We start from the raw sequence: 22,831 nt of genomic DNA, 5'->3' as shown, positions 1-22,831 counted from the left end.
CAACAAAAGGCTCCATCCAATCAACAGGAGGTTCAAGTGCCCCGCAAGACTCCCATCGACCGCTATCGGAATATTGGTATCAGCGCTCATATCGATGCCGGCAAGACCACGACCACCGAGCGCATTCTTTTCTACACTGGCGTGAATCACAAAATTGGTGAGGTTCACAACGGCGCGGCGACGATGGACTGGATGGAGCAGGAACAGGAGCGCGGCATCACCATCACCTCTGCCGCCACCACGGCCTTCTGGAAAGGCATGGCCGGGAATTACCCTGAACATCGTATCAACATCATCGATACACCCGGACACGTCGACTTCACCATCGAAGTGGAACGGTCTATGCGCGTGCTCGACGGCGCCTGCATGGTCTACGACTCTGTCGGTGGCGTGCAGCCGCAATCCGAAACCGTATGGCGCCAGGCCAATAAATACAAGGTTCCGCGCATTGCGTTCGTGAACAAGATGGACCGCGTGGGCGCCGATTTCTTCCGCGTGCAACGTCAGATTGGCGAGCGCCTGAAAGGCGTCGCCGTGCCGATGCAAATCCCCGTGGGCGCCGAAGATCATTTCCAGGGCGTGATCGACCTGGTCAAGATGAAGGCGATCATTTGGGACGAAGCCAGTCAGGGCGTGCTGTTCGAGTATCAGGAAATCCCTGAGAACCTGCTCGCAACCGCCGAGGAATGGCGCGAGAAGATGATCGAAGCGGCTGCGGACGCCAACGAAGCGCTGATGGACAAGTACATTGGCGGTGAGGAAATCAGCGAAGACGAGATCAAGGCGGCCATCCGGTCACGGACGCTGCGCAGCGAGATCGTGCCGATGTTTTGCGGCAGTGCGTTCAAGAACAAGGGCGTGCAGGCGATGCTCGACGCGGTGATCGACTATCTGCCGTCGCCGGCGGACGTGCCCGCCATCATGGGCGTGGACGAGTACGACAAGGAAGCGGAACGTCATCCGACCGACGAAGACCCGTTCTCCGCGCTCGCGTTCAAGATCATGACGGACCCGTTCGTGGGCCAGTTGATCTTTTTCCGCGTGTATTCGGGCGTCGTGAATTCCGGCGATACCGTCTACAACGCCATCAAGGAGAAAAAGGAGCGGCTCGGCCGGATTCTCCAGATGCATGCGAACGAGCGTCAGGAAATCAAGGAAGTGCGCGCAGGCGATATCGCCGCGGCCGTGGGTTTGAAGGAAGCGACGACCGGCGACACGCTGTGCGACCCCGCTCATCCGATCATTCTGGAACGCATGATCTTCCCGGAACCGGTGATCTCCCAGGCCGTCGAGCCGAAGACGAAGCCCGACCAGGAAAAGATGGGTATCGCGTTGAACCGGCTCGCGCAGGAAGATCCGTCGTTCCGCGTTCAGACCGACGAGGAATCCGGCCAGACGATCATTTCGGGCATGGGCGAATTGCACCTGGAAATTCTCGTCGACCGGATGCGTCGGGAGTTTGGCGTTGAAGCGACCGTCGGCAAGCCGCAGGTGGCGTATCGCGAGACCATTCGCATTCCGGTTGAAGATATAGAAGGCAAGTTCGTCAAGCAGTCGGGCGGACGTGGTCAGTACGGTCACGTGGTGCTAAAGCTGGAACCGCAAAAACCGGGTACGGGCTATGAATTTGTCGATGCCATCAAGGGCGGCGTGGTTCCGCGCGAATACATTCCGGCTGTGGACAAGGGCGTCCAGGAAACGCTGAAGGCTGGTGTGCTGGCGGGTTATCCGGTCGTCGACGTCAAGGTGACGCTGACTTTCGGCTCGTACCACGACGTCGACTCGAACGAAAACGCGTTCCGCATGGCTGGATCGATGGCGTTCAAGGACGGCATGCGCAAAGCCAAGCCGGTGCTGCTCGAACCGATGATGGCCGTGGAAGTGGAAACGCCCGAGGACTTCATGGGCAACGTGATGGGCGATTTGTCGTCACGGCGCGGCATCGTTCAGGGGATGGAGGACATTGCCGGCGGCGGCGGCAAGCTGGTTCGCGCCGAAGTGCCGCTCGCGGAAATGTTCGGCTATTCAACGACGCTGCGCTCGCTGACTCAAGGCCGCGCGACTTACACGATGGAGTTCAAGCATTACTCCGAGACGCCGAACAACGTCGCGGAAGCCATCGTTAATTCGAAGTCGAAGTAAACATCGTCGAGTTTGGAGCTTGATGCAGAGCTAGATTCAAAGCGAAGTTTGCTGAAGTCCGCTGAAGTCGGCTGTGTTTTGCCGGTGGCAGCGGACTTTTTCATGCGTTTCCATCGGCCAGCGGGAGACAGAATGAGCGACGAACAGCAACATGACCACGATCACACCGACTGGCGCGAGAACGGCGTCAAGGTCATCAAGGGCGATCAGCTCGATACCAACACGGCCCAGACGCCCGGCATGAACCGCGCGGCCGCGATCAATGCAGCGCGCGTCGGCGCGCAGAAGATCTGGGCCGGCACGGTCACGATCCATCCGAATGCCAAGACCGGGGCACATCATCACGGAGCCCTCGAAAGCGTGATCTACGTGGTGCGCGGACAGGCGCGCATGAAATGGGGCAATCACCTGGAATTCACAGCCGAGGCCGGCCCGGGCGATTTCATCTTCGTGCCGCCTTACGTGCCGCATCAGGAGATCAACGCGCTGACCGACGAACCACTCGAATGCGTCCTCGTGCGCAGCGACAACGAGGCGGTCGTGGTGAATCTGAACATCGATGCCGTGGAGCAGCCCGAGGAAGTGTTTTGGGTCGATCCGATTCACAAACATCCGCATCAGCATTGATAGATAGCGCTTGGATACCCCTCTTCCAGGGCGAAAATAATGCCGAGCGAAACGCGGGCCGGAAACGGAACGTAATTTGCTCCGCTAAACTGGATGTGCGCCGGAAAGCCGCTTGAGCCGCGCCGGCGTGCGCAGTGTCGTCGAGTCAAGAACAACAACCGAACCCAGAACCGGACAGCCCGATGAAGAAAACCGTCACCACGCCCTTTTTCTCCGATTCCACGCTCGACGCAGCGCGCAACTCAACGGGAGAACTGGGCAACCATGCCATCGATGAATTCAAGGCCGGCCGGCTCTCGCGGCGCGAGTTGCTCAGGCACGCAAGCCTGCTGGGTTTGTCGACGGCGGCGTTGGCAGCGGGAGGCTTGCTCGGCATGCCTTCGGCACGCGCCCAGGCGCCTGCCGGGAAACCCGGCGCGACGATCCGCGTGGCGCATCTGACACCGTCGGGCCAGGTCGATCCGCTGACCGTGACCGATCCGGCCGGCCTCGCACTGATCAACCAGACGGGCGAATTCCTGATCGACGACGACGGCCAGGCGCTCGTCCTGCGCCCTTCTCTCGCGCTTTCGTGGAAACCCAACGCGAAGGGCGATGTGTGGACGTTCAAGCTGCGCCCGAACGTCAAATTCCACGACGGCCAGCCGATGACCGCCAAGGACGTCGCCGCGACCTTCAACCGTCTGGCCGATCCGGGCAGCGGTTCGGCGGCTTTGTCGGTGCTGAAGGGCGTGTTGTCGAAGGGGTCGGTAAAGGCCACTGACGACATGACGGTCGAGTTTCATCTCGATGCGCCGAACGGCAATTTCCCGTATTACGTTTCGTCCGATACCTACAACGCCGTGATCCTGCCGGCGAATTTCAGCGGCACCTACGAGAAGTCGTTTCCCGGCACGGGCCCGTTCAAATTCGAGTCCTACACGCCGAAGGTGGGCGCATCGTTCGTGCGGAATCCCGATTATTGGGGCGAAAAGGCGTTGCCGGAGCGCATCAAGTTCTCCTTCTACGCCGATGAACAGTCGGAACTCCTCGCGCTGCAGGGACGCCAGGCCGACGTGATGGGCGACTTCACCGTCCAGGGCGGCCTGAGCATGATGACGAACCCCGAATTCAAGGTGCTGGGCGTGAAGTCGAGCGCGCATCGACAGATGCACATGCGCACCGACACCGGTCCTTTCAAGGACAAACGCGTGCGTCAGGCACTGGCCCTCGCGGTGAATCGCGAAGTGATCGTGAAGGGTCTGTTCAAGGGGCACGCCGCGCTTGGGAACGACAGTCCGTTCTCGCCGGTGTTTCCATCGAGCGATCTGAGCGTGCCGCAACGCAAGATGGACTTGGCGAAAGCCAAGCAGTTGCTCGCGGCCGCCGGCGTGCCGAATGGTTTCGATGTCACCCTCACCACCGAAAAGTACATGGAGATTCCCGACCTCGCGGTGGTGATCCAGAACGCGGCGAAGGCGATCGGCATCAAGATCACATTGAAGGTCGAGAGCCAGGAGTTGTATTACGGCGCGGGAACGTATGGCAAATCGGACTGGCTCGATTCGCCGCTCGGCATCACGGATTACGGACATCGCGGGGTGCCCAATGTGTTCCTGAATGCGCCGCTTACCAGCGAAGGCACGTGGAACGCGGCGCACTTCAAGAACCCGCAATACGACAAGCTGGTCGCGGACTTCGTGGCGGCGCTCGACGTCGCATCGCAGAAAAAGCTGTCGGGGCAGATTCAGACGCTCCTGCTCGACGAAACCCCGGTCGTCATTCCGTACTTCTACGACCAGTTGATCGTCACGCGGGCGAACGTGAAAGGCGTGCGCTTCAACGCCATTTCGCAGTTGTATTTCGAACGCGCGACCATCGGCGCCTAGCCGTTGATCCGAGGACGCCCTGAGTCATGAACACCGCCTCTACTTCGGCACCTGCTGCAAAGCCACGCGGTGAATACGGCAGCGCACTACGCATTGCGCGGTTTATCGGCGTGCGGCTGTTTCTGGCGGCAATCACGCTGTGGCTGCTTTCCGTGATCGTATTCGCGGGCGGCCAGTTGCTTCCCGGCGATGTCGGCCGTGCGATCCTCGGCCCTCTCGCCGACGCACGCGCCGTCGCCGCGCTCAACCATCAACTCGGTGTCGACCGGCCGTTGCTCACGCAGTACGCCGCGTGGATAGGCCATTTCCTTCGCGGCGACATGGGCGAGTCGTATTCGTATCGCGCGCCGGTTGCGCCGTTCATCGGCGCTGCGCTGCTCAACTCGGCGAAACTCGGGGCGCTGGCGTTTATCGTCGTGGTGCCTTTGGGGATTGCCGGCGGCGTGTACGCCGCGCTGCACGAGGGCCGCTGGATCGACCGGACGATCAGCATCACGGGGTTGTCGGCGACGGTCGTGCCCGAGTTCGTATCGTCGATTGTGCTGATTCTGGTGTTCGGCATCTGGCTGCAATGGCTGCCAATCGAAGCGACGTATCCGCCCGGGTCGAACGTGCTGGTTCAGTTGCAGCATCTGATCCTGCCCGTGTTGCCGCTCGTGCTCGTGTTCTTCGGGTATATCGCCCGGATGGCGCGTGCGGGAACCGTGGAAGCACTCGATGCCGACTACACCCGCACCGCGATCCTCAAGGGCTTGCCGCGCCGCGTGGTGATCATGCGGCACGTGTTGCGCAATGCGCTGCTGCCGACCGTCACGGTCGCCGCGACGCAACTCGGCTACATGATCGGCGGCCTGGTCGTCGTGGAGACGCTGTTCCATTACCAGGGCATCGGCTCGCTGATCTACAACGCCGCGAAGGGCAAGGACTTTCCGATGCTCGAAGCGGGTGTGCTGACCATCGGCGTGATCTATACGACGGCCAATCTGATCGCCGACGGGTTGTACGTGGTGCTGAATCCGCGCTTGCGGGTGAGGAATGCGCAATGAGCACTGCCACCGCCGCACCGTCATATAAAGCACCCAAGTACGAGCGCACCAAAGCACTCTTGCGTTCGCCCACATTCCTGGTCGGCGCGCTGATCCTGCTGTTCTGGGTCGCGTGCGCAATCGGCGGGCATTGGGTCGTGCCGCAAGATCCCTACGCGTCCGATCCGCTGAATTCCCTCACGCCGCCCGACGGCACGCACTGGTTCGGCACCGATCAGCTCGGCCGCGATGTCTTCGCTCGCGTGATCGTCGGCGCGCGGGACATTCTCACCATTGCGCCCTTGGCGACGCTGCTCGGCACGGTCGCGGGAACGGCCGTCGGCTTGATCGTCGGTTATTTCGATGGCTGGGTGGACAACGTCGCAGGCCGTCTGATCGACGCGGTCCTCGCGCTGCCGCTCGTGATCGTCGCGCTGCTCGCGCTCGCTGCCGTGGGCGCGAGCAACCTGACCGTGATCCTCGTGATCGGCATCACGTTCACGCCGATCACCGCGCGCACCGTGCGCGCCGCCGTGTTCGCCGAGCGCAATCTCGACTACGTGCTCGCGGCCCAGCTTCGCGGCGAAAATGCGTTCTACATCATGTTCGCGGAAATCCTGCCGAACGTGCTGCAGCCGATCATCGTGGAGACGACTGTGCGGCTCGGCTACGCAATCTTCTCGGTCGCGACGCTGTCGTTTCTCGGCTTCGGTATTCAACCGCCATCGGCGGACTGGGGTCTTGCGCTCTCCGAGTGCTACACGCTGATGGCTGGCGGCGCGTGGTGGACGGTCGTATTCGATGCCGCCGCAATTGCCTCGCTGGTCGTGGGCGTCAATCTGGTTGCAGACGGCATACAGGGAGTGCTCGACCGATGAACGGCCCGCCTCCATCCGCTTTCCCCATCTTCGATGGATCGAAGAGCGCCGAAACCGATGCGCTGACCATCGTCGGCCTGACGGTCGCGTATCGTACGCGCGGACGTGATCGCGAGATCCTGCAGGACATCTCGCTGCGAGTGAAACGTGGCGAAGCGTATGGGCTCGTCGGCGAATCGGGCTGCGGGAAGTCCACCGCCGCGCTCGCCGTGCTGCGTTACCTGCCGCGCAACGGCCGCGTGAAAGCGGGCAAGATTTCTATCGCAGGGCACGACATTTCGTCGATGAACGCCGACGCTTTGCGGCACATGCGCGCGAATGCGGTTTCCATGGTGTACCAGGACCCGGGGCGCGCGCTGAATCCGTCGCTGACGATTGCGCGGCAGGTGTCGGAGGCGTTCGAGCTGGCGGGTTCGTCGGTGAGCGAGGCGCTGGAGCGCACCATCGATATCTTGCGGCGCGTGCGCATCTCGTCGCCCGAGCGCGTGATGGAGAGCTACCCGCATCAGTTGTCGGGCGGCATGCAGCAGCGCGTGGTGATCGCAATGGCGCTGGCGTGCAACCCGGAACTGCTGATCCTCGATGAACCCACGACCGGCCTCGACGCAACCGTCGAAGCCGAAGTGCTCGACCTGATTGCGCAACTACGCGAGGAACTCGGCACGGCGGTGCTGTTCATCAGCCACAACCTTGCGGTGATCGGGCGCATGTGCGACCGCGTCGGCGTGTTGTACGCGGGGAAACTGGTTGAAGAAGGCGCCACGCGCGATGTGTTTGCGAAGCCCCGGCATCCGTACACGGTCGGGCTTTTGCGCTGCCTGCCGACCACCGGGCGAAGCAAGGACACGGGCCGCCTCGATACCATTCCCGGCTCGCTGCCGCTGCCGGGAACGGTGACGCAGGGTTGCATCTATGCGCAACGCTGCAAGCTCGCCGATGACCGGTGTCATCGTGAAGCGCCGCCGCCTTATCGCGTTCAGGCGGCGTTCGGCGATCAGATGTCGCGATGCCACTACCACGAACGCGCGACCGAGTTGCCGCGCGCCACGCCCGAGGTCTTGGGCGAGCGTCCGCAACGTGATGAAACGGCGATTGCGCTGCGGGCGGTGGGTTTGTCGAAGACGTTTCATGCCGGCGGGGAATCCATACGCGCGGTCCACGATGTGTCGATGGAACTTGCACTTGGCGAAACACTCGGCCTCGTAGGGGAATCAGGCAGCGGTAAAACGACGCTCGCGAAGCTCTTGCTCGGACTGTTGTCTCCGGACGCGGGCGGATCCATTGAACTCGATGGCGCAACGCTCCCGCCGCGCGTCACGAGCCGCAACGACGAACAAGTGAAGTCGCTGCAGATCGTGTTCCAGAATCCGGACTCGGCGTTGAATCGCGCGCATTCGGTGCGGCGGCTGATCGCGCGGTCGTTATCCAAACTGGGCGCGTTGCGCGGCGCCGCGAAAGAGGCGCGTTTGCAGTCGCTCACTGCGGCCGTCCGTTTGCCCGAACGTTATCTGAGTTCGCGCACCCAGCAGTTGTCGGGCGGGTTGAAGCAGCGCGTTGCGATTGCGCGTGCGTTTGCGGGCGATCCGCGCGTGGTCGTGTGCGATGAACCCACCTCCGCACTCGATGTCTCCGTGCAGGCCGCCATCCTGAACCTGCTCGCAGACCTGCAGCGCGAACGCGGCGTGAGCTACGTTTTCATCTCGCACGATCTGCACGTCGTGCGGTATCTGTCGGACCGTATCGCCGTGCTGTATCTCGGACGGCTGATGGAAATCGGCCGCGCCGCCGATGTCTTCGATGGCCCACATCATCCTTATACGGAGGCGCTGTTGTCATCGGTGCCGGCGCTCGATGGAGCGGGCGTGGCGCGGGAGCGCATCCGGTTATCGGGCGAATTGCCGAGCGCGGCGAATCCGCCATCGGGCTGCGTATTCCATACGCGTTGTCCAAGGAAGATCGGCGCAATTTGCGAGCAGCGGGAACCGCCGTATGCGGATGCTTCGAATGGACATCGGATTCGATGTCATATTCCGCTGGAAGAGCTGAGGCAATTGCAGAGGGCCGAGTGAGCCGGAATCACGTTGATGGAACCAATCGTCGCGCGTCGCCTCATATCGAGTTCAATGTCCGACATGAGGGATACAACATGAAGCGAAACATCTCAGCGGCCTTTGCGCTTGCTATAGCCACGACGTTCGGCGCCATCTCCCTTGCCCAGGCCCAGCAAGCTGCGCCGCAGGCCCCGGCAGTCGACCCCAGCTTTTCCGCGTACACCCTCGCGCAGGAATGCGCGCAAAAAGGCGATAACGCCGCGCAAGGCCAATGTATTGGCGCGGTGCGCGGCATTGTTCGCGGGTATCAATACGGCGTGTTGTTCCTCGGGCAGCGTTCGCAATTGAATCCCAACGAGACGGAGAACGTGTCGCTGTGCCTGAGCAATACGCCGGTGTCCACGCTAGTGGATGAGTTCCTTGCCGACGCCAAGCAAGTCGATGAAGCCGCACTCAAACGCACGCCCGCCGAGGTTGCCGTCCTCGGCTCGGTGCACTCCCATCACGCCTGCATGTAGGTGGTTTAAAGCATTTCAAGCGAGCGCTTTGACTTTGGCGGTTTGAACTGTGCATCGATTTGCGCCAGCTCTTGCGCCGACAAGCCGATATCGCGCGCCGCCGCATTTTCCGTGACATGCGCAACGGTGGACGCCTTTGGTATCGCAATGACTTGCGGTTGCTGCAGAACCCACGCGAGCGCGATTTGCGTCGGTGAAACGCCGCGTGCGCCGGCGATATCGTTCAGCACGCTTTGCTTGGGCAAGCGCGAATGATCGACCGGGCTGTAGGCCATCGCAGGCATGTTCCGTTCGCGCATCCAGGGCAGCAGATCGAACTCCGGACCGCGGCGCGCCACGTTGTACAGGATCTGATTGGTGGCGCACTGGTTGCCGTTTTCAAGCGCGAACAATTCGATCATGTCGTCGGTGTCGAAATTGCTGACGCCCCAATGACGGATCTTGCCGGCAGCCTTGAGACTTTCGAACCCGGCGATCACACCTTCGATATCCTCGCCGCCGCGCCAGTGCAGCAAATACAGATCGATACGATCGGTTTGCAAGCGCTTCAGACTGCGCTCACAAGCGGCCTTCACGCCCGCTTCGCTGCCGTTATGCGGATAGACCTTGCTGACAATGAACAGCTCGTTGCGTCGAGCGCCCAGCGCTTCGGCGATGAGCTTTTCACTGTCGCCATCGCCATACATCTCGGCGGTATCGATAAGCGTCAGTCCCAGATCCACGCCCGCCTGCAGCGCCTTGATCTCCTCGCTGCGCTTACGCGCGTTTTCGCCCATCTCCCACGTTCCCTGACCCAGTGCGGAGATCTGTTCGCCGGACGGCAGATGTACGGTTTTGTGCGGTGAAGTCATCGGAAGCCTCGCTCAGTCTTGAAGTCTCATTGGGCTGCGGATGAGCGTAGCAGTTCAACATTTCACTAAACGGATGCGTGCCCCTCGCGTTTTTCATCGGGCGACACGCGTCCTTCTCAATGATCAGACCAGGCCCACCAGCAGCGGTCCCAGCAGTGTCAGCAAGACATTGGCCAGCGCGTACGTGATTGCGAACGGCACGGTAGGAACCGCACTTTCCGTCTTGTCGAGCAGCGCGCCAAACGCCGGGTTCGCGCTGCGCGACCCGGTCAGCGCGCCCGCCAGCAGCGCGGCGTTGTTGTACTTGAGGACGTAGCGGCCGAAAATCATGGTTAGAACAAGCGGCAACACCGTGACGACCACGCCGAGCAGGAAGATCGTCATGCCGCTTTGCTTCACCGTCACCACGGCCTGCAATCCGGAGTTCAAACCGACCGCAGCCACGAACGCGGCGAGCCCGAAATCCTTCATCAATTGCGACGCCGCCGATGGCATCACGCCGTACATGGGATGCTTGCCGCGCATCCAGCCGAACAGGAGGCCGGCGAGCAGGCAACCGCCGCCCGAACCGAGCGTCAGCGGCACGCCGCCAACGGTCACCACGATCAGGCCGATCAGCAACCCCAGGACAATGCCCACGCCCATGTAGATGAAGTCGGTCTTGTTCGTGACCGGGAGTTCGTAACCGGCGGCATCGACGGCGCGTTTTGTGTCCTGCGGCGACCCGTAGAAGGTGATCACGTCGCCATGTTCGAGCTTGGTTTCGGGCAGGATCGGCAACGGCTGGTCGGCACGCCTGATCTCCTGCACAAAAACGCCGTGACGCAGATCGCGATCCACGGTCGTGCGCATCGCGGCAATCGTCATGTGATTCATGCCCTTGCGCGTGAAGACGCCTTGCCGGTTCTGCATCACGACGCTGATGCCATCCGTATCCGCCACCTCCTCGCCAATGTCCGGCGCGGTTGCGACCATCACCTCGCGGCGTCCGACCACGAGCACGACGTCGTCGGCTTGCAGCATCACGTCCGGACGCGGTTCCAGCGCCTTGCCTGCGCGCCTGATGCGCTCGATGGTGATCATGTCCGCGCCAGCCAGCTCGATCTCGGCGACCGTCCGTCCTGCAGCGCCATTTGACCCGAGCGCGGCGCCCGCCGCGTTGCCGCCGGTAATCCGGTAAGCGCGGCCGACCAGCTCCGGCAAGGCCGCTGTCTGCCCCGGACCATGCGCGACGGTGCTGCCGAGCAGGCTCTTCTCGGCTTCAACGGCCGCCTCCCTCAGGCCTTGTCCCATGAACTTCGGCAAGATGTTCACGCATACGATGATCGCGCCGAGCGACCCGAACACGTAGGTCACAGCGTAGGCAATGGCGACATCGGATTGCAAGGACTTGGTCTCGGCCACGGGCAAGCCGAGACGCGCGATGGCGTCGCCCGCTGTACCGATGATCGCGGATTGCGTGAGCGCGCCGCCGGCCAGCCCGGCGGCAATGCCCTTGTTCAACCCGAAGAGCTTGGCGCAGATCAGCACGGTGACAAGAGCTGAAACCGCGAGGAAAACCGCCATCGCGATTTCACGCAGCGTCTTGCGCGACAAGGAGTTGAAAAACTGCGGACCGGAGTCGTAACCGACTGCGTAGATGAAGATGGCGAACATGACGGACTTGACGCCGTTATCGATCTGCACGCCGAACTGGCTGATGACCACCGCGGCCAGCAAGGACCCGCCTACTCCGCCAAGCTGGAACTTCCCAAAGTTTATCTGGCCAATGAAGTACCCCACCGCGAGCGACAGGAACAACGCTATTTCCGGAGACTTCGTGAAAATCTGGTGTATCCATTCCATGGTGCCCTCGATAGATTGTGTTCCCGTCCGACCTTGACTGCTCAGCGCGTTTCGTTACGCGTTTGTTGTGCTTTTTAAAACGCTATCCCAGCTTGCCTGCGAGCCCGACAACCAACGGACCCATCAGCGGCAGCAGCACGTTCGACAACGCATACGTGATGGTGTAACCAATAACAGGTGTTGCGTTGCCCGTCACCCCAACCAGTGCGCTGATTGCAGGAGTGCTGCATTGCTGGCCCGCTATTGCGCCAAGCAGCATGGGAACCTCGAGTTTGAGCAGCCATCGCCCGATCGCGAGCGATACCAGCGCCGGCCCGAGCGTGATGGCAACGCCCGCGAGCGGCAAGGCGATACCGTATTCACGGATGAGGCGGATTGCATCGGCGCCCGCGCCGAGTCCTACAGCGGCGATAAACGTGCACAACCCGAAATCCTTCAGCACTTGCGCGGCGGCCGAAGGCAGGGAGCCGATCACCGGGAAGCGCGAACGAATCCAGCCGAACAGCAGACCTGACAGAAGACACCCGCCGCCTGTGCCGAGGGTGATCTGTATATCGCCCATTCGCGCGCTGAGATGGCCGACAAGAATCCCGAGGATCACGCCAATGCCGAGGAACACGAAGTCCGTCTTCAGCGTCGCGCGCACGATGTAACCCAGCTTCGCCGCACCGCGCCGGACGTCTTCGGATGCGCCGATCAACGTCAGCACGTCCCCACGATGCAACTCCGTTCCGGGGAGCGCCGGGATCGTGCTGTCGAGACGCGTGACGGCGGAGATGTAGACGCCGTGGCCGTCGGCGGGAGTTGCGCGGGCGCGCACTTGCGCCACGGTCAACCCATGCACTTCGCGCCGGGTGAGCATCACGTCGAGCGTCTCGGCGTAGACATCGGCGACATCGCTACCCGACACTTCCTCGCCTATCGACGGCATTGCTTCGAGCAGCACTGCGCGACGTCCGCCGATCACAATGCGGTCGTCGCGCTTCAGGACAAGACCCGGCTGTGCCTTGACTGTGGAGCGGCCGCGCACGACACGCCCTACCGTGATCTCGTTGCTGAAGCGCTGTTCCAGCGCATCCACGCGCATCTGCGCTGCGCCCGTCACACGCACTTCACGCGCCACGAGCGACGGCGCCACGAGCCGCTGCCCTTCCCCGAGCGCGCTGTCGCCGCCGAGCGTACGCCAGAGGCGCTCGGCTTCATCGCGCAAATTCACGCGCAGGATCAGCGGCGCAACCTGGCTTGTGAACAGGACGATGGTGACAAGCCCGAACAGGTAACTCACGCTATACGCAGTGACGATGTTGGCCTGCAACCGCGCGATCTCTGCAGACGGCAAAGCGAGTTTGCCAATGGCTTCGGACGCCGTGCCGACCACGGCGGATTCTGTCGCCGCGCCCGCGAGGAGGCCGGCCGCTGTCCCTCGATCCAGTTTGAACAGCACAACGGCGCCGAGCACCAGTCCAAGCACCACGACAATTTCTACAATCGACAGAAGCCCGTAACGCCAGCCCCGCCCTACGTTGGCGAAGAACTGCGGGCCGCCGGTGAAACCCAGCGCAAAGATGAACAGTGCGAAAGCGATGTTTTTCAGTTCCGGCGAAAGCCGCGCGCCGCTCTGGCCCAGGATCAATGCAACGATCAGCGTTCCACACACGCCTCCCAACTGAATGGGGCCCAACTTGAAAGAACCGATGAAAAACCCGATTGCCAAGCTGGCAAATAAAGCAACTTCGGGTTGCCGCGCCAATAAGTTCCATATCATGAAATTATCGCCTCGATTGAATATCGATTTGCAACGATTAAAGAAGGCTTACCATTCGAATTAAGGATTTGATTAAATATTTTTATCGCCTTCAGGTTAAAACAATTTTAAGTGAGCCGTCTGCGTCCGTGCAGCCTGTCAAGTTGGGCATGCCCGATTCAAAAGAATTTAATTGTCACACGGGCCTCTTCTTGTGACTGTGCGAGAAGCTGAACTTAGTACGGAACATGAGCCGGTTTTACCTCATTCCGCGTGTTCTGAAACCAGCAACTGTCTGCCTTAAGCAATTGTTTCGATCAAAAATAACCACTCTTCGTTTAATGCACTGCAAGAAACTGATCGGCGCTGTCCAGCCCGCGAAACAAAAATATGCATAAATCTGACGATCCATTCCAAAAAGCACTTAAGTGTAATTTTTCATTGCAATGACTCCGCAAATATGAAAGTCTTACGTTAATGCGGAATGCAAACAAGAAATAAAGTAGATATTGCAATTCCGCACAGGTGTCAATGCGGTTGATCGATACCGAAAATCAAAAAACGCTGCTCGCATGGGTGATATGCGAAGCAGTTCATCGTTATTTAGGACACTGAGAGGTAAGGGTTATGAATCAGATTCATGCAATGCGGGTTTTCGTGCGAGTCTCGGAAACAGAAAGCTTCAGACGGGCCGCGCAGCAACTGGATGTATCGAACGCTCTTGTCACTCGGGCGATTGCGATGCTCGAAGCGCATTTGCGTACGCGGCTAATCAATCGAACGACTCGCAACCTCTCACTGACAGAGGCCGGTACCCGTTATCTCGAGGGGTGCCGTGCACTACTGGAGGAACTCGACCATCTGGAATCGATGGTCGCCCATACGGAGGGCGATCCCAGCGGCACGCTGCGCGTGGTGGCTTCGGGATCGCTCTCGTTAATGGCCCTTACGCCGCTGATCGACGGATTCCGGCAGGTCTATCCGAAAGTGAATGTCCGTCTTACGCTTTCGGAGCGTCACGTCGATCTGGTCGAAGACGGCTTCGACGTGGGTATCGTGACCGCATTCATGGTGTCGAGCACGGCGCTTGTCGAACGCCCGGTCGCGACCAACACGCTGATCCCGGTCGCCACGCCCGCTTACCTCGAGGAGCACGGCTCGCCCAGCCAACCTGCCGACCTGCTGCATCATTCGTTCGTGGCGTTGCCGAGCGAGATGCGCAGCGCCACCTGGCACTTCCGGCATCGCAGCAACGGCAGTGCCGACCAGGTCACGCTCGCGCCCGTTTATACGGTCAACAGCGCGCTGATGGTGCGGCTCGGAACGCTTGCGCACATGGGTATCTCGATCCTTCCGGAAGGCGTCGTAGCCAAGGATCTGGAGGACGGATCGCTGGTGCGCGTGCTCGGCGATTACGCAATCGACGACCCCGATGTCAAGGTGTCGATCGTTTATCCTGGACGTCAGTATCTGCCAGCGAAGACGCGTGCTTTTATCGACTACACGCTCGAGCATATGGGTCCTGGCGGAGAAGTCGGCGTGCCGCAGGCTCCGGACAGTGTCCTGGCCCGGCTTTCAATGGCCCATCCAGCGAGTGCCATCGCTAACTAAAACGTTTGCGTGACAACGGGGTGCCAACTCGATGCCGATCTCAATGATCGTCTTCAGCAGCCGTCAATACGATCGCGATGTCTTCACTGAGGCAAACGCGGCTTTCGGCTACGCCCTGCAGTTTCAGGAATCGCAACTCAACGCGCAGACGGCGGTTCTCGCGCATGGTTGCAAGGTGGTATGCCCATTTGTGAATGACGTCGTCGACGAAGCTGTCCTGGAGACGCTTCGCGACGGCGGCACTCAACTTGTGGCGCTGCGCTCGGCCGGCTTCAACCACGTCGATCTGGCCGCCGCAAAGCGGCTCGGAATCGGCGTGGTCCGCGTTCCTGCCTATTCACCGCACGCGGTTGCCGAGCACGCAGTTGGTTTGATCCTCACGCTTAATCGCAAGCTGCATCGCGCTTATGCACGTACCCGCGACGGTGATTTCTCGCTCAACGGTTTGCTGGGTTTCGACCTGCACGGCAAAACGCTCGGGATTATCGGCACAGGAGTCATTGGACGTGTGTTCGGCAAAATCATGGCGGGTTTCGGCATGACTTTGCTGGCACACGATCCAGGACCGCCCGCACAGGACCTGGTTGCAGCCGGAGCGCAGTATCTGGCGCTTGAAGCGCTGCTGGCTCAATCCGATATTATCAGCCTGCATTGCCCTCTCCTGCCTTCGACATATCACTCGATCGACGCAGCCGCGCTTGGGCAAATGAAACATGGCGCAATGCTCATCAATACAGGCCGCGGCGGACTGATTGACAGCAGCGCACTTGTCGATGCGCTGAAAAGCGGCCAGCTAGGCCATCTCGGCCTGGATGTCTATGAAGAAGAAAGCGGACTCTTCTTCGAGGACCATTCGAATCATCTTCTCCAGGATGATGTGCTTGCGCGCTTACTCTCGTTTCCAAATGTGATCGTTACTTCTCATCAGGCGTTCTTTACGCATGAAGCCCTGAGCGAGATTGCAAACACGACGCTCGAGAACATAAAGGCGTGGTTCGATGGTTCTTCGCCCATTCAAACGATCCTCTAATCTTTCAATCCTTACAACTGATATTTATATCACGCAATTAACATGACTTGAAATGTCAACCGTTTGATTGACGCCGATATTTTATCAATCTTTCTTATTCTTCATATGAATTAATGAATCGATAGTAAATGCCTGAGTTTTAATAGGCACACGATTTGCTTCCATTAAGCCCACGTTGACCACTTCCGGTCAACTTCTCCCTTTTCCAAGCGGGTGGCGGGTTGGACGCATTCAAAGATCTGATTGTCGCGAGGCCGGAAGGTCTTTATTGCCCGCCGGGCGACTTCTTTATCGATCCGTGGCGCCCGGTCGATCGGGCAATCATCACGCATGCCCATGCGGATCACGCCCGTTTCGGACATGCGCGCTATCTTGCGGCAGAAGCGGGCGTTGGTGTATTGCTATCGCGCCTGCCGGGTATCGAATTACAAGGTGTTCCGTACGGGGAGCGTCTTGTCATTAACGGCGTCTCCGTCTCACTGCATCCCGCCGGCCACGTGCTGGGCTCGGCGCAAGTCCGTGTCGAACATGGCGGCCGTGTGTGGGTGGCTTCCGGCGACTACAAGGTCGACCCGGACCCGACTTGCACACCGTTCGAACCCGTGCGCTGCGACACGTTCATCACTGAATCCACTTTTGGTTTGCCGATTTATCGATGGGACCCGTCGCACGTTACTTTTGGCGGTATCGATTCGTGGTGGCGGCATAACGCGGCAGAGGGACGCGCGTCCGTACTGTTCTGCTATTCGTTTGGCAAGGCGCAGCGGGTTCTTGCCGGAATCGATGCAGGTATCGGTCCCATCTTTTGTCATGGCGCCGTGGAACCGCTGAACCGGGCTTACCGGGCAGCGGGCGTGGCCTTGCCGGAAACACGTCTTGTCAGTGATGTTGCCGCCAAGGACAAGGGTGTGTTCAAGGGCGCGCTGGTCGTCGCGCCGCCGTCGGCACAAGGCAGCACGTGGATGCGGCGCTTTGGCGACTACAGCGACGCGTTCGCTTCCGGCTGGATGCGCCTGCGGGGCACGCGGCGCAGGCGCGGCCTGGATCGCGGTTTCGTGCTGTCCGATCATGCGGACTGGCCGGGGTTGCAGGAGGCTATCGGTGCGACGGGCGCGGAACGTGTGATCGTCACGCACGGCCAGATCGAACCGATGGTGCGGTGGCTGCGTGAACAAGGACTCGAAGCCGGTGCGTTCACGACCGAATACGGCGACGACGCAATCGAAGCGGACGCAGCCGAAGCCGCTGGTAGCGCCGAACCCGAGGCAGCGTCCCAATGAAGCGCTTCGCCGCGTTATACACCGCGCTCGACGGCACGACATCGACGAAAGAAAAACTCGAAGCACTGATCGCGTACTTCTCTGCGGCAGAACCCGAGGACGCCGCCTGGGCGTCGTATTTCCTGAGCGGCGGCAAGCCGCGCCAATCTGTTCCTACACGCCTTCTCACCGAGTTCGCCCGCGAGCGTGCCCGCCTGCCCGAATGGCTGTTCGAAGAGTCGTATCAGGCCGTTGGCGATCTCGCCGAAACCATCGCGCATATCTTGCCGCCGGCGCAACGCACGTCCGAGCTCGGCTTGGCGCAATGGATCGAAGGCCGCGTGCTGACCTTGCGCGGCCTGGAACCCGACGAACTTCGCACGCGCCTGCTCAGTTATTGGGACGAACTCGACGGGAGCGAGCGTTTCCTGCTGACCAAGCTGATTGGCGGCGGGTTTCGTGTCGGCGTCGCGCGTCAGCTCGTCGTGCGGGCCCTCGCGGAAGTCGCGGGCGTCGATCACAAACGCATTGCGCAACGCATGGTCGGCTGGACCGACTCCCGCCAGGCGCCGGATGCGGCGCGCTATCTCCGGCTGATCGCGCCCGAAACATCGTCCGACGATGAAACCGCAGCGCCTCACGAAAGCGATATCGGCCTGCCCTATCCTTTCTTTCTCGCGCATCCGTTGCAAGCCGATCCTGCAACGCTTGGCACGCCGGCGGACTGGGTTATCGAATGGAAGTGGGACGGGATTCGCGCACAACTCGTGAAGCGCGGCGGCCGCGTGTGGCTCTGGTCGCGCGGCGAAGATCTCATCACCGACCGCTTCCCCGAGATCGCTGCATTGGGCGAAGCGCTCGCCGATGGCACCGTGATCGATGGCGAAATTCTCGCGTGGGAACCGGGCGCCGATGCGCCGTTGCCGTTTGCGCGGCTGCAACCGCGGATCACGCGCAAGACATTATCGAAGAAAGTGCTGGCCAACTCGCCCGCCACCTTTCTTGCGTACGACCTGCTCGAAGCCGATGGTCGCGACCTGCGTCTGACGCCGCTCACTGAACGGCGGACGCAACTCGATGCGCTGGCCAATGAACTTGCGGTGGATCTGCTGCGCGTATCACCCCTGGTGAACGCCGGCGACTGGACCGCGCTCGCCACGTTGCGCGAGGAAAGCCGCGGGCGCGGCGTGGAAGGCCTGATGCTGAAAGGCCGCGATTCGATGTACGGCGTCGGCCGCACGAAGGCGTCGGGGACGTGGTGGAAATGGAAGGTCGAGCCGTATGCGATCGATGCCGTTCTTCTCTACGCGCAACGCGGTCATGGCAGGCGCGCGAGCCTGTACACGGACTTTACGTTCGCCGTGTGGGACGAAGCCGACGGCGTGCGCACGCTCGTCCCCTTTTCAAAAGCCTATTCGGGTCTCACCGATGAAGAAATGCGCAAGGTCGATGCGATCGTGCGCAAGACGACCATCGAAAAATTCGGACCTGTGAGGAGCGTCACGCCGACGCTCGTATTCGAGATCGGCTTCGAAGGCATTCAAGCGAGTCCGCGCCATAAATCGGGCATTGCGGTGAGGTTCCCGCGCATGTTGCGGTGGCGCACGGACAAGCAGATCGACGACGCCGATACACTCACCATGCTCAAAGGTTTTCTTGATGGAGCCGGCCAATGAGCACGCCCACTGATTCCAGACGCCGTTCGCCGCGTCCACGCCGGGTGCCGAAAACGCGCGCGACGCAGGCGAAGGCGGACGCCCTGGCCGAGTTGTTCCAGCCCATGCCTGTGGCGATCGACCAGGACGCTGAAACCACGCCTTTCGATACACGCCTCGCCGCGTGGTTCGAACGCAATGCATGGCAGCCGTTTCCGTTCCAACGTGAAGTGTGGAAGGCAATCGAGAGCGGTTCGAGCGGCCTTCTTCATGCAACGACGGGCGCGGGGAAAACCTGGGCCGTGTGGCTCGGCGCATTGGCCGCGTATGCACGTGAGCAAAGGGCTCCGGCGCCATTGACCGTGTTATGGATCACGCCGATGCGCGCCCTCGCCGCCGATACCGCCCGCGCACTGCAAACCGCGGTGACCGAACTCGCGGTGCCCTGGAGCATCGGCTTGCGCACCGGCGATACGCAATCCGCCGAACGCGCACGCCAGAACAAACGCATGCCATCAACGCTTGTGACCACGCCCGAGAGCCTCACGCTGATGCTCACGCGCGCAAACGCCATCGACGAAATGAAGCATGTGCGGCTGGTCGTCGTCGATGAATGGCACGAGCTGCTCGGCAACAAGCGCGGCACGCAGACGCAACTTGCGATCGCACGCCTCACGCGCTGGCGGCCCGGGCTGCAGGTCTGGGGGTTATCGGCGACGCTCGGCAATCTCGAACTGGCGAAGGACGCGTTGCTCGCGCCCGTGAAAACGCCGCGCGTTGCGGTGCGCGGCGCGCAGCCGAAAACGCTGATCGTCGATACGCTCATACCTGACACCATCGAACGCTTTCCCTGGGGCGGTCATCTGGGTGTGAGGCAGGTCGAACCCGTTGCCGCTGAAATCGATCAAGCGCGCAGTTCGCTCGTCTTCACCAACACGCGCTCGCAGTCGGAGATCTGGTATAGGGCGCTGCTGGACCTGCGGCCCGATTGGGCCGGTCTGATCGCGCTGCATCACGGTTCGCTCGACAAGGAAGTCCGCGAATGGGTCGAGCTGGGCCTGAAGAACGGCCAGCTCAAAGCGGTGGTGTGTACATCGAGCCTGGATCTCGGCGTCGACTTCCTGCCGGTCGACCGGGTGTTCCAGATCGGCTCGCCGAAGGGCGTCGCACGTTTGATGCAGCGCGCGGGACGCTCGGGACATTCGCCGGGGCGCGCATCGCGTGTGACCATCGTTCCGACACACGCGCTCGAACTCGTGGAAGCCGCCGCCGCGCGATGGGCGGTTGAAGAACGGCACATAGAAGGCCGTGAGATGCCCTACAAGCCGCTCGATGTCCTCGTGCAGCATCTGGTGACGATTGCGATTGGCGGGGGCTTCAACGCGCCGGATCTCTTCGACGAAGTCCGCACGACCTACGCGTATCGCGACCTCACGCAGCAGGAATTCAATTGGGCGCTGGCCTTCGTGGAGCGCGGTGGCGCATCGCTCGCGGCGTACCCGGACTTTCATCGCGTGACGCCCGATGCCGACGGCGTGTATCGCGTGCCGCGTGAGGACCTGGTCCGGCGCCACCGGAACAATGTCGGCACGATCGTCGCGAACGCGACCATCAACGTGGCGTACATGACGGGCGGCCGGATCGGGTCGATGGAAGAGTCGTTCATCTCGCGCCTGAAACCCGGCGATGTCTTCACCTTCGGCGGACGCGCGCTGGAACTGATCCGCGTGCGCGACATGACCGCGTATGTGAAGCGCGCGACGTCATCGCGCGGCGCGATGCCGCAATGGGCCGGCAGCCGCATGCCGCTTTCGTCCGAACTTGCCGAAGCTACACTGATGATGCTCGCGCGGGCCGTCAACGGCGTCTACGATGAACCCGAAATGCTGGCCGTGCGCCCGCTGCTCGAATTGCAGGCGAAGTGGTCCGCGTTGCCGGAGCCGGGCGTGCTGCTGGTCGAAATGATCCGTTCGCGCGAAGGGCACCATCTGTTTTGTTATCCGTTCGCGGGACGCATGGCGCACATCGGCCTTGGGTCGCTGATCGGCTGGCGCGTCGCTCGCGATCAGCCGAGCACTTTCTCCATATCGATGAACGACTACGGCTTCGAGTTGCTCTCGGCGCGACCATTCGACTGGGAAACGCTGATTCAGGAAGGCCTCTTTTCGCCCGATAATCTCGAACACGACATTCTTGCAAGCCTCAATTCGTCCGAGCTCGCGGCGCGCCGTTTTCGCGAGATTGCGCGCGTATCCGGACTGATCTTCCAGGGTCATCCCGGGCAGCAGAAAAGCGCGCGACAATTGCAGGCATCGAGTGGATTGTTCTATGAAGTTTTTCGCCAGCACGACAGCGACAACCTGCTGCTCGCGCAGGCCGAGGAAGAAGTGATGTTGCAGGAGCTCGAACTTGAACGTATGCGCGCCGCGCTTCAGAGCATGAGCACGAGCCGCCTCGCGCTCACGCATCCGAAGAAGCCGACGCCGTTTGCATTCCCGCTGATCATCGCGCGGCTTCGCGAGAAAGTGAGTACCGAAAAGCTCTCGGATCGCGTCGCGCGCATGCTCGCCGACCTGGAAAAGGCGGCGCGTGCATGATGATCGAAGCATTGACGGTGGACGTTGGCGGGCATGCGCTGGTGTTGTCGGCGGCACGCGCGGCATTCGATCCGGTGTGCAAGACGTTGTTTGTCGCCGATGCGCATTTCGGCAAGGACGCCGTGTTTCGCGCGCGCGGAATTCCGGTGCCGGAAGGATCGACCGCGGAAACGCTTGGCCGTCTCGACGTGTTGATTTCAATGCATCGACCGGTTTGCGTCGTCTTCCTGGGCGATCTGCTGCACGCGAGGGAATCGCATGCGGCAGCGACGCTACGCGCGCTCACCGAGTGGCGTTCGCGGCATGCCGGTTTGCGACTCATCTTGGTGGAAGGCAATCACGATCGTCATGCCGGCGGACCGCCTGAGGCGCTGGGCATGGAGGTGGTCGACGAGCCGTATCGGCTGGGGCCGTGGGCTTTGTGTCATTACCCGCAGCGCGTGGCGGGCGCATTTGCGCTCGCCGGGCATGAGCACCCGGTTTATCGCGTGGCGACCCGGCGCGACAGCGTGCGTTTGCCGTGCTTTCGCTTTGCCGCCGATGCCGGCGTCCTGCCCGCGTTCGGCGCGTTCACGGGCGGTTACGAGGTCAATGAAAACGCCCGCAACGAACGCATCTTCGTGGTCGCAGGCGAACGCGTGATGGCAGTACGTCCCCAGTCTCAAGCTCCTCAAGCTCCTCAAGCTCAGTGATAAACCGTCTTCGATGACGTCAGCTTCGTCAGCGTCCCGCGCTGGAACCTGTACCAGCCTTCGGCGCTCTTGAGCACGACTTCGTCGTGCTGCCAGAACACGCCCGTCAGCTTCATGCGCCGTCCGATGCGCTCGACTGCCGGCGGGCGTTTCGTGAAGTCGTAGAGAAGGAGTTCGGGCGCACCGCCATCGGAAGCCTCGACGATCATTCGCGCACCCGACGGCTCGACATGACGCACGATACGGCGCGCGCTCAAACGGTCGAACGTCGTGCCGTCGAGCTGCGCGTCGATGCCATTTCCCTGTTGAACGAAGGTCACGCTTCCGGCTACGGTGCGGATGGGTCCGGCGCCTGAATCCGCGTCTTGCGCGAACGCGCCGGGCGTCGAGAGCATGGCAAGCAGCAACGAAAAAAAGATCCGCAGTACGGGCATCGCA

The 22,831-nt window shown here is 61.3% G+C and carries 17 protein-coding genes; 13 read left to right on the top strand and 4 right to left on the bottom strand.

Annotated features, from left to right (window positions below; all coding sequences use genetic code 11):
• Positions 1-36 precede the first annotated feature (36 nt).
• From fusA to AX768_RS02840, 7 genes are all read left to right on the top strand, one after another.
• Entirely contained in the window at positions 37-2,142 is a 2,106-nt protein-coding gene (gene fusA, locus AX768_RS02870) for an elongation factor G (RefSeq protein ID WP_061998705.1), read from the top strand.
• A gap of 132 nt (positions 2,143-2,274) precedes the next feature.
• Entirely contained in the window at positions 2,275-2,769 is a 495-nt protein-coding gene (locus AX768_RS02865) for a cupin domain-containing protein (RefSeq protein WP_061998704.1), read from the top strand.
• A gap of 182 nt (positions 2,770-2,951) precedes the next feature.
• Positions 2,952-4,637, top strand: a complete 1,686-nt coding sequence (locus AX768_RS02860; RefSeq protein ID WP_061998703.1) for an ABC transporter substrate-binding protein — start codon at positions 2,952-2,954, stop codon at positions 4,635-4,637.
• A 26-nt stretch (positions 4,638-4,663) separates the two neighbouring features.
• Entirely contained in the window at positions 4,664-5,683 is a 1,020-nt protein-coding gene (locus AX768_RS02855; RefSeq protein ID WP_061998702.1) for an ABC transporter permease, read from the top strand.
• Entirely contained in the window at positions 5,680-6,540 is an 861-nt protein-coding gene (locus AX768_RS02850; protein WP_061998701.1) for an ABC transporter permease, read from the top strand. Before AX768_RS02855 ends, AX768_RS02850 begins: the two co-directional genes overlap by 4 nt.
• Positions 6,537-8,609: an ABC transporter ATP-binding protein gene (locus AX768_RS02845; protein ID WP_061998700.1), complete on the top strand. Its 2,073-nt coding sequence runs from the start codon at positions 6,537-6,539 to the stop codon at positions 8,607-8,609. Before AX768_RS02850 ends, AX768_RS02845 begins: the two co-directional genes overlap by 4 nt.
• A 77-nt stretch (positions 8,610-8,686) precedes the next feature.
• A complete protein-coding gene (locus AX768_RS02840) occupies positions 8,687-9,109 on the top strand; it encodes a hypothetical protein (protein ID WP_061998699.1) in 423 nt (140 codons plus the stop codon).
• A 5-nt stretch (positions 9,110-9,114) separates the two neighbouring features.
• On the opposite strand, the gene AX768_RS02835 is transcribed toward AX768_RS02840, so the two are convergent.
• The 3 genes from AX768_RS02835 to aspT (AX768_RS02825) all read right to left on the bottom strand — a co-directional run bounded on the left by AX768_RS02835 (position 9,115) and on the right by aspT (AX768_RS02825) (position 13,570).
• The gene (locus AX768_RS02835) at positions 9,115-9,960 is read right to left on the bottom strand and encodes an aldo/keto reductase (RefSeq protein WP_061998698.1); all 846 of its coding nucleotides are present in this window, start codon (positions 9,958-9,960) and stop codon (positions 9,115-9,117) included.
• A 123-nt stretch (positions 9,961-10,083) separates the two neighbouring features.
• The gene (gene aspT, locus AX768_RS02830) at positions 10,084-11,805 is read right to left on the bottom strand and encodes an aspartate-alanine antiporter (protein ID WP_061998697.1); all 1,722 of its coding nucleotides are present in this window, start codon (positions 11,803-11,805) and stop codon (positions 10,084-10,086) included.
• An 82-nt stretch (positions 11,806-11,887) separates the two neighbouring features.
• The gene (gene aspT / locus AX768_RS02825; protein ID WP_061998696.1) at positions 11,888-13,570 is read right to left on the bottom strand and encodes an aspartate-alanine antiporter; all 1,683 of its coding nucleotides are present in this window, start codon (positions 13,568-13,570) and stop codon (positions 11,888-11,890) included.
• Between the two features lie 606 nt (positions 13,571-14,176).
• Here aspT (AX768_RS02825) and AX768_RS02820 point away from each other — a divergent pair.
• The 6 genes from AX768_RS02820 (at position 14,177) to pdeM (ending at position 22,393) form a co-directional block, all read left to right on the top strand.
• Positions 14,177-15,160, top strand: coding sequence for a LysR family transcriptional regulator (locus AX768_RS02820; protein ID WP_061998695.1), 984 nt, complete (start codon positions 14,177-14,179; stop codon positions 15,158-15,160).
• Between the two features lie 37 nt (positions 15,161-15,197).
• Complete coding sequence (locus AX768_RS02815; protein ID WP_062000725.1) at positions 15,198-16,190, top strand: 2-hydroxyacid dehydrogenase; 993 nt, start codon at positions 15,198-15,200, stop codon at positions 16,188-16,190.
• A gap of 221 nt (positions 16,191-16,411) precedes the next feature.
• Positions 16,412-17,470 (top strand): ligase-associated DNA damage response exonuclease, encoded by a 1,059-nt coding sequence (locus AX768_RS02810; RefSeq protein WP_061998694.1) that lies wholly within the window; start codon positions 16,412-16,414, stop codon positions 17,468-17,470.
• Positions 17,467-19,125 (top strand): ATP-dependent DNA ligase, encoded by a 1,659-nt coding sequence (locus AX768_RS02805; protein ID WP_061998693.1) that lies wholly within the window; start codon positions 17,467-17,469, stop codon positions 19,123-19,125. The genes AX768_RS02810 and AX768_RS02805 overlap by 4 nt, the downstream gene beginning before the upstream one ends.
• A complete protein-coding gene (locus tag AX768_RS02800; protein ID WP_061998692.1) occupies positions 19,122-21,701 on the top strand; it encodes a ligase-associated DNA damage response DEXH box helicase in 2,580 nt (859 codons plus the stop codon). The genes AX768_RS02805 and AX768_RS02800 overlap by 4 nt, the downstream gene beginning before the upstream one ends.
• Positions 21,698-22,393 carry a ligase-associated DNA damage response endonuclease PdeM gene (pdeM, locus tag AX768_RS02795; RefSeq protein ID WP_061998691.1) on the top strand — a complete coding sequence of 232 codons (696 nt, stop codon included), beginning with the start codon at positions 21,698-21,700 and terminating at the stop codon, positions 22,391-22,393. Before AX768_RS02800 ends, pdeM begins: the two co-directional genes overlap by 4 nt.
• Here pdeM and AX768_RS02790 read toward each other — a convergent pair.
• Positions 22,387-22,827 carry a hypothetical protein gene (locus AX768_RS02790; RefSeq protein ID WP_061998690.1) on the bottom strand — a complete coding sequence of 147 codons (441 nt, stop codon included), beginning with the start codon at positions 22,825-22,827 and terminating at the stop codon, positions 22,387-22,389. The genes pdeM and AX768_RS02790 overlap by 7 nt on opposite strands.
• Between the last annotated feature and the right edge of the window lie 4 nt (positions 22,828-22,831).

The sequence above is a fragment of the Burkholderia sp. PAMC 28687 genome (assembly GCF_001577465.1).
Classification (GTDB): domain Bacteria; phylum Pseudomonadota; class Gammaproteobacteria; order Burkholderiales; family Burkholderiaceae; genus Caballeronia.
The sequence above is the reverse complement of the archived record's forward strand: the minus strand, read 5'-3'. Positions and strand labels throughout refer to the sequence as shown.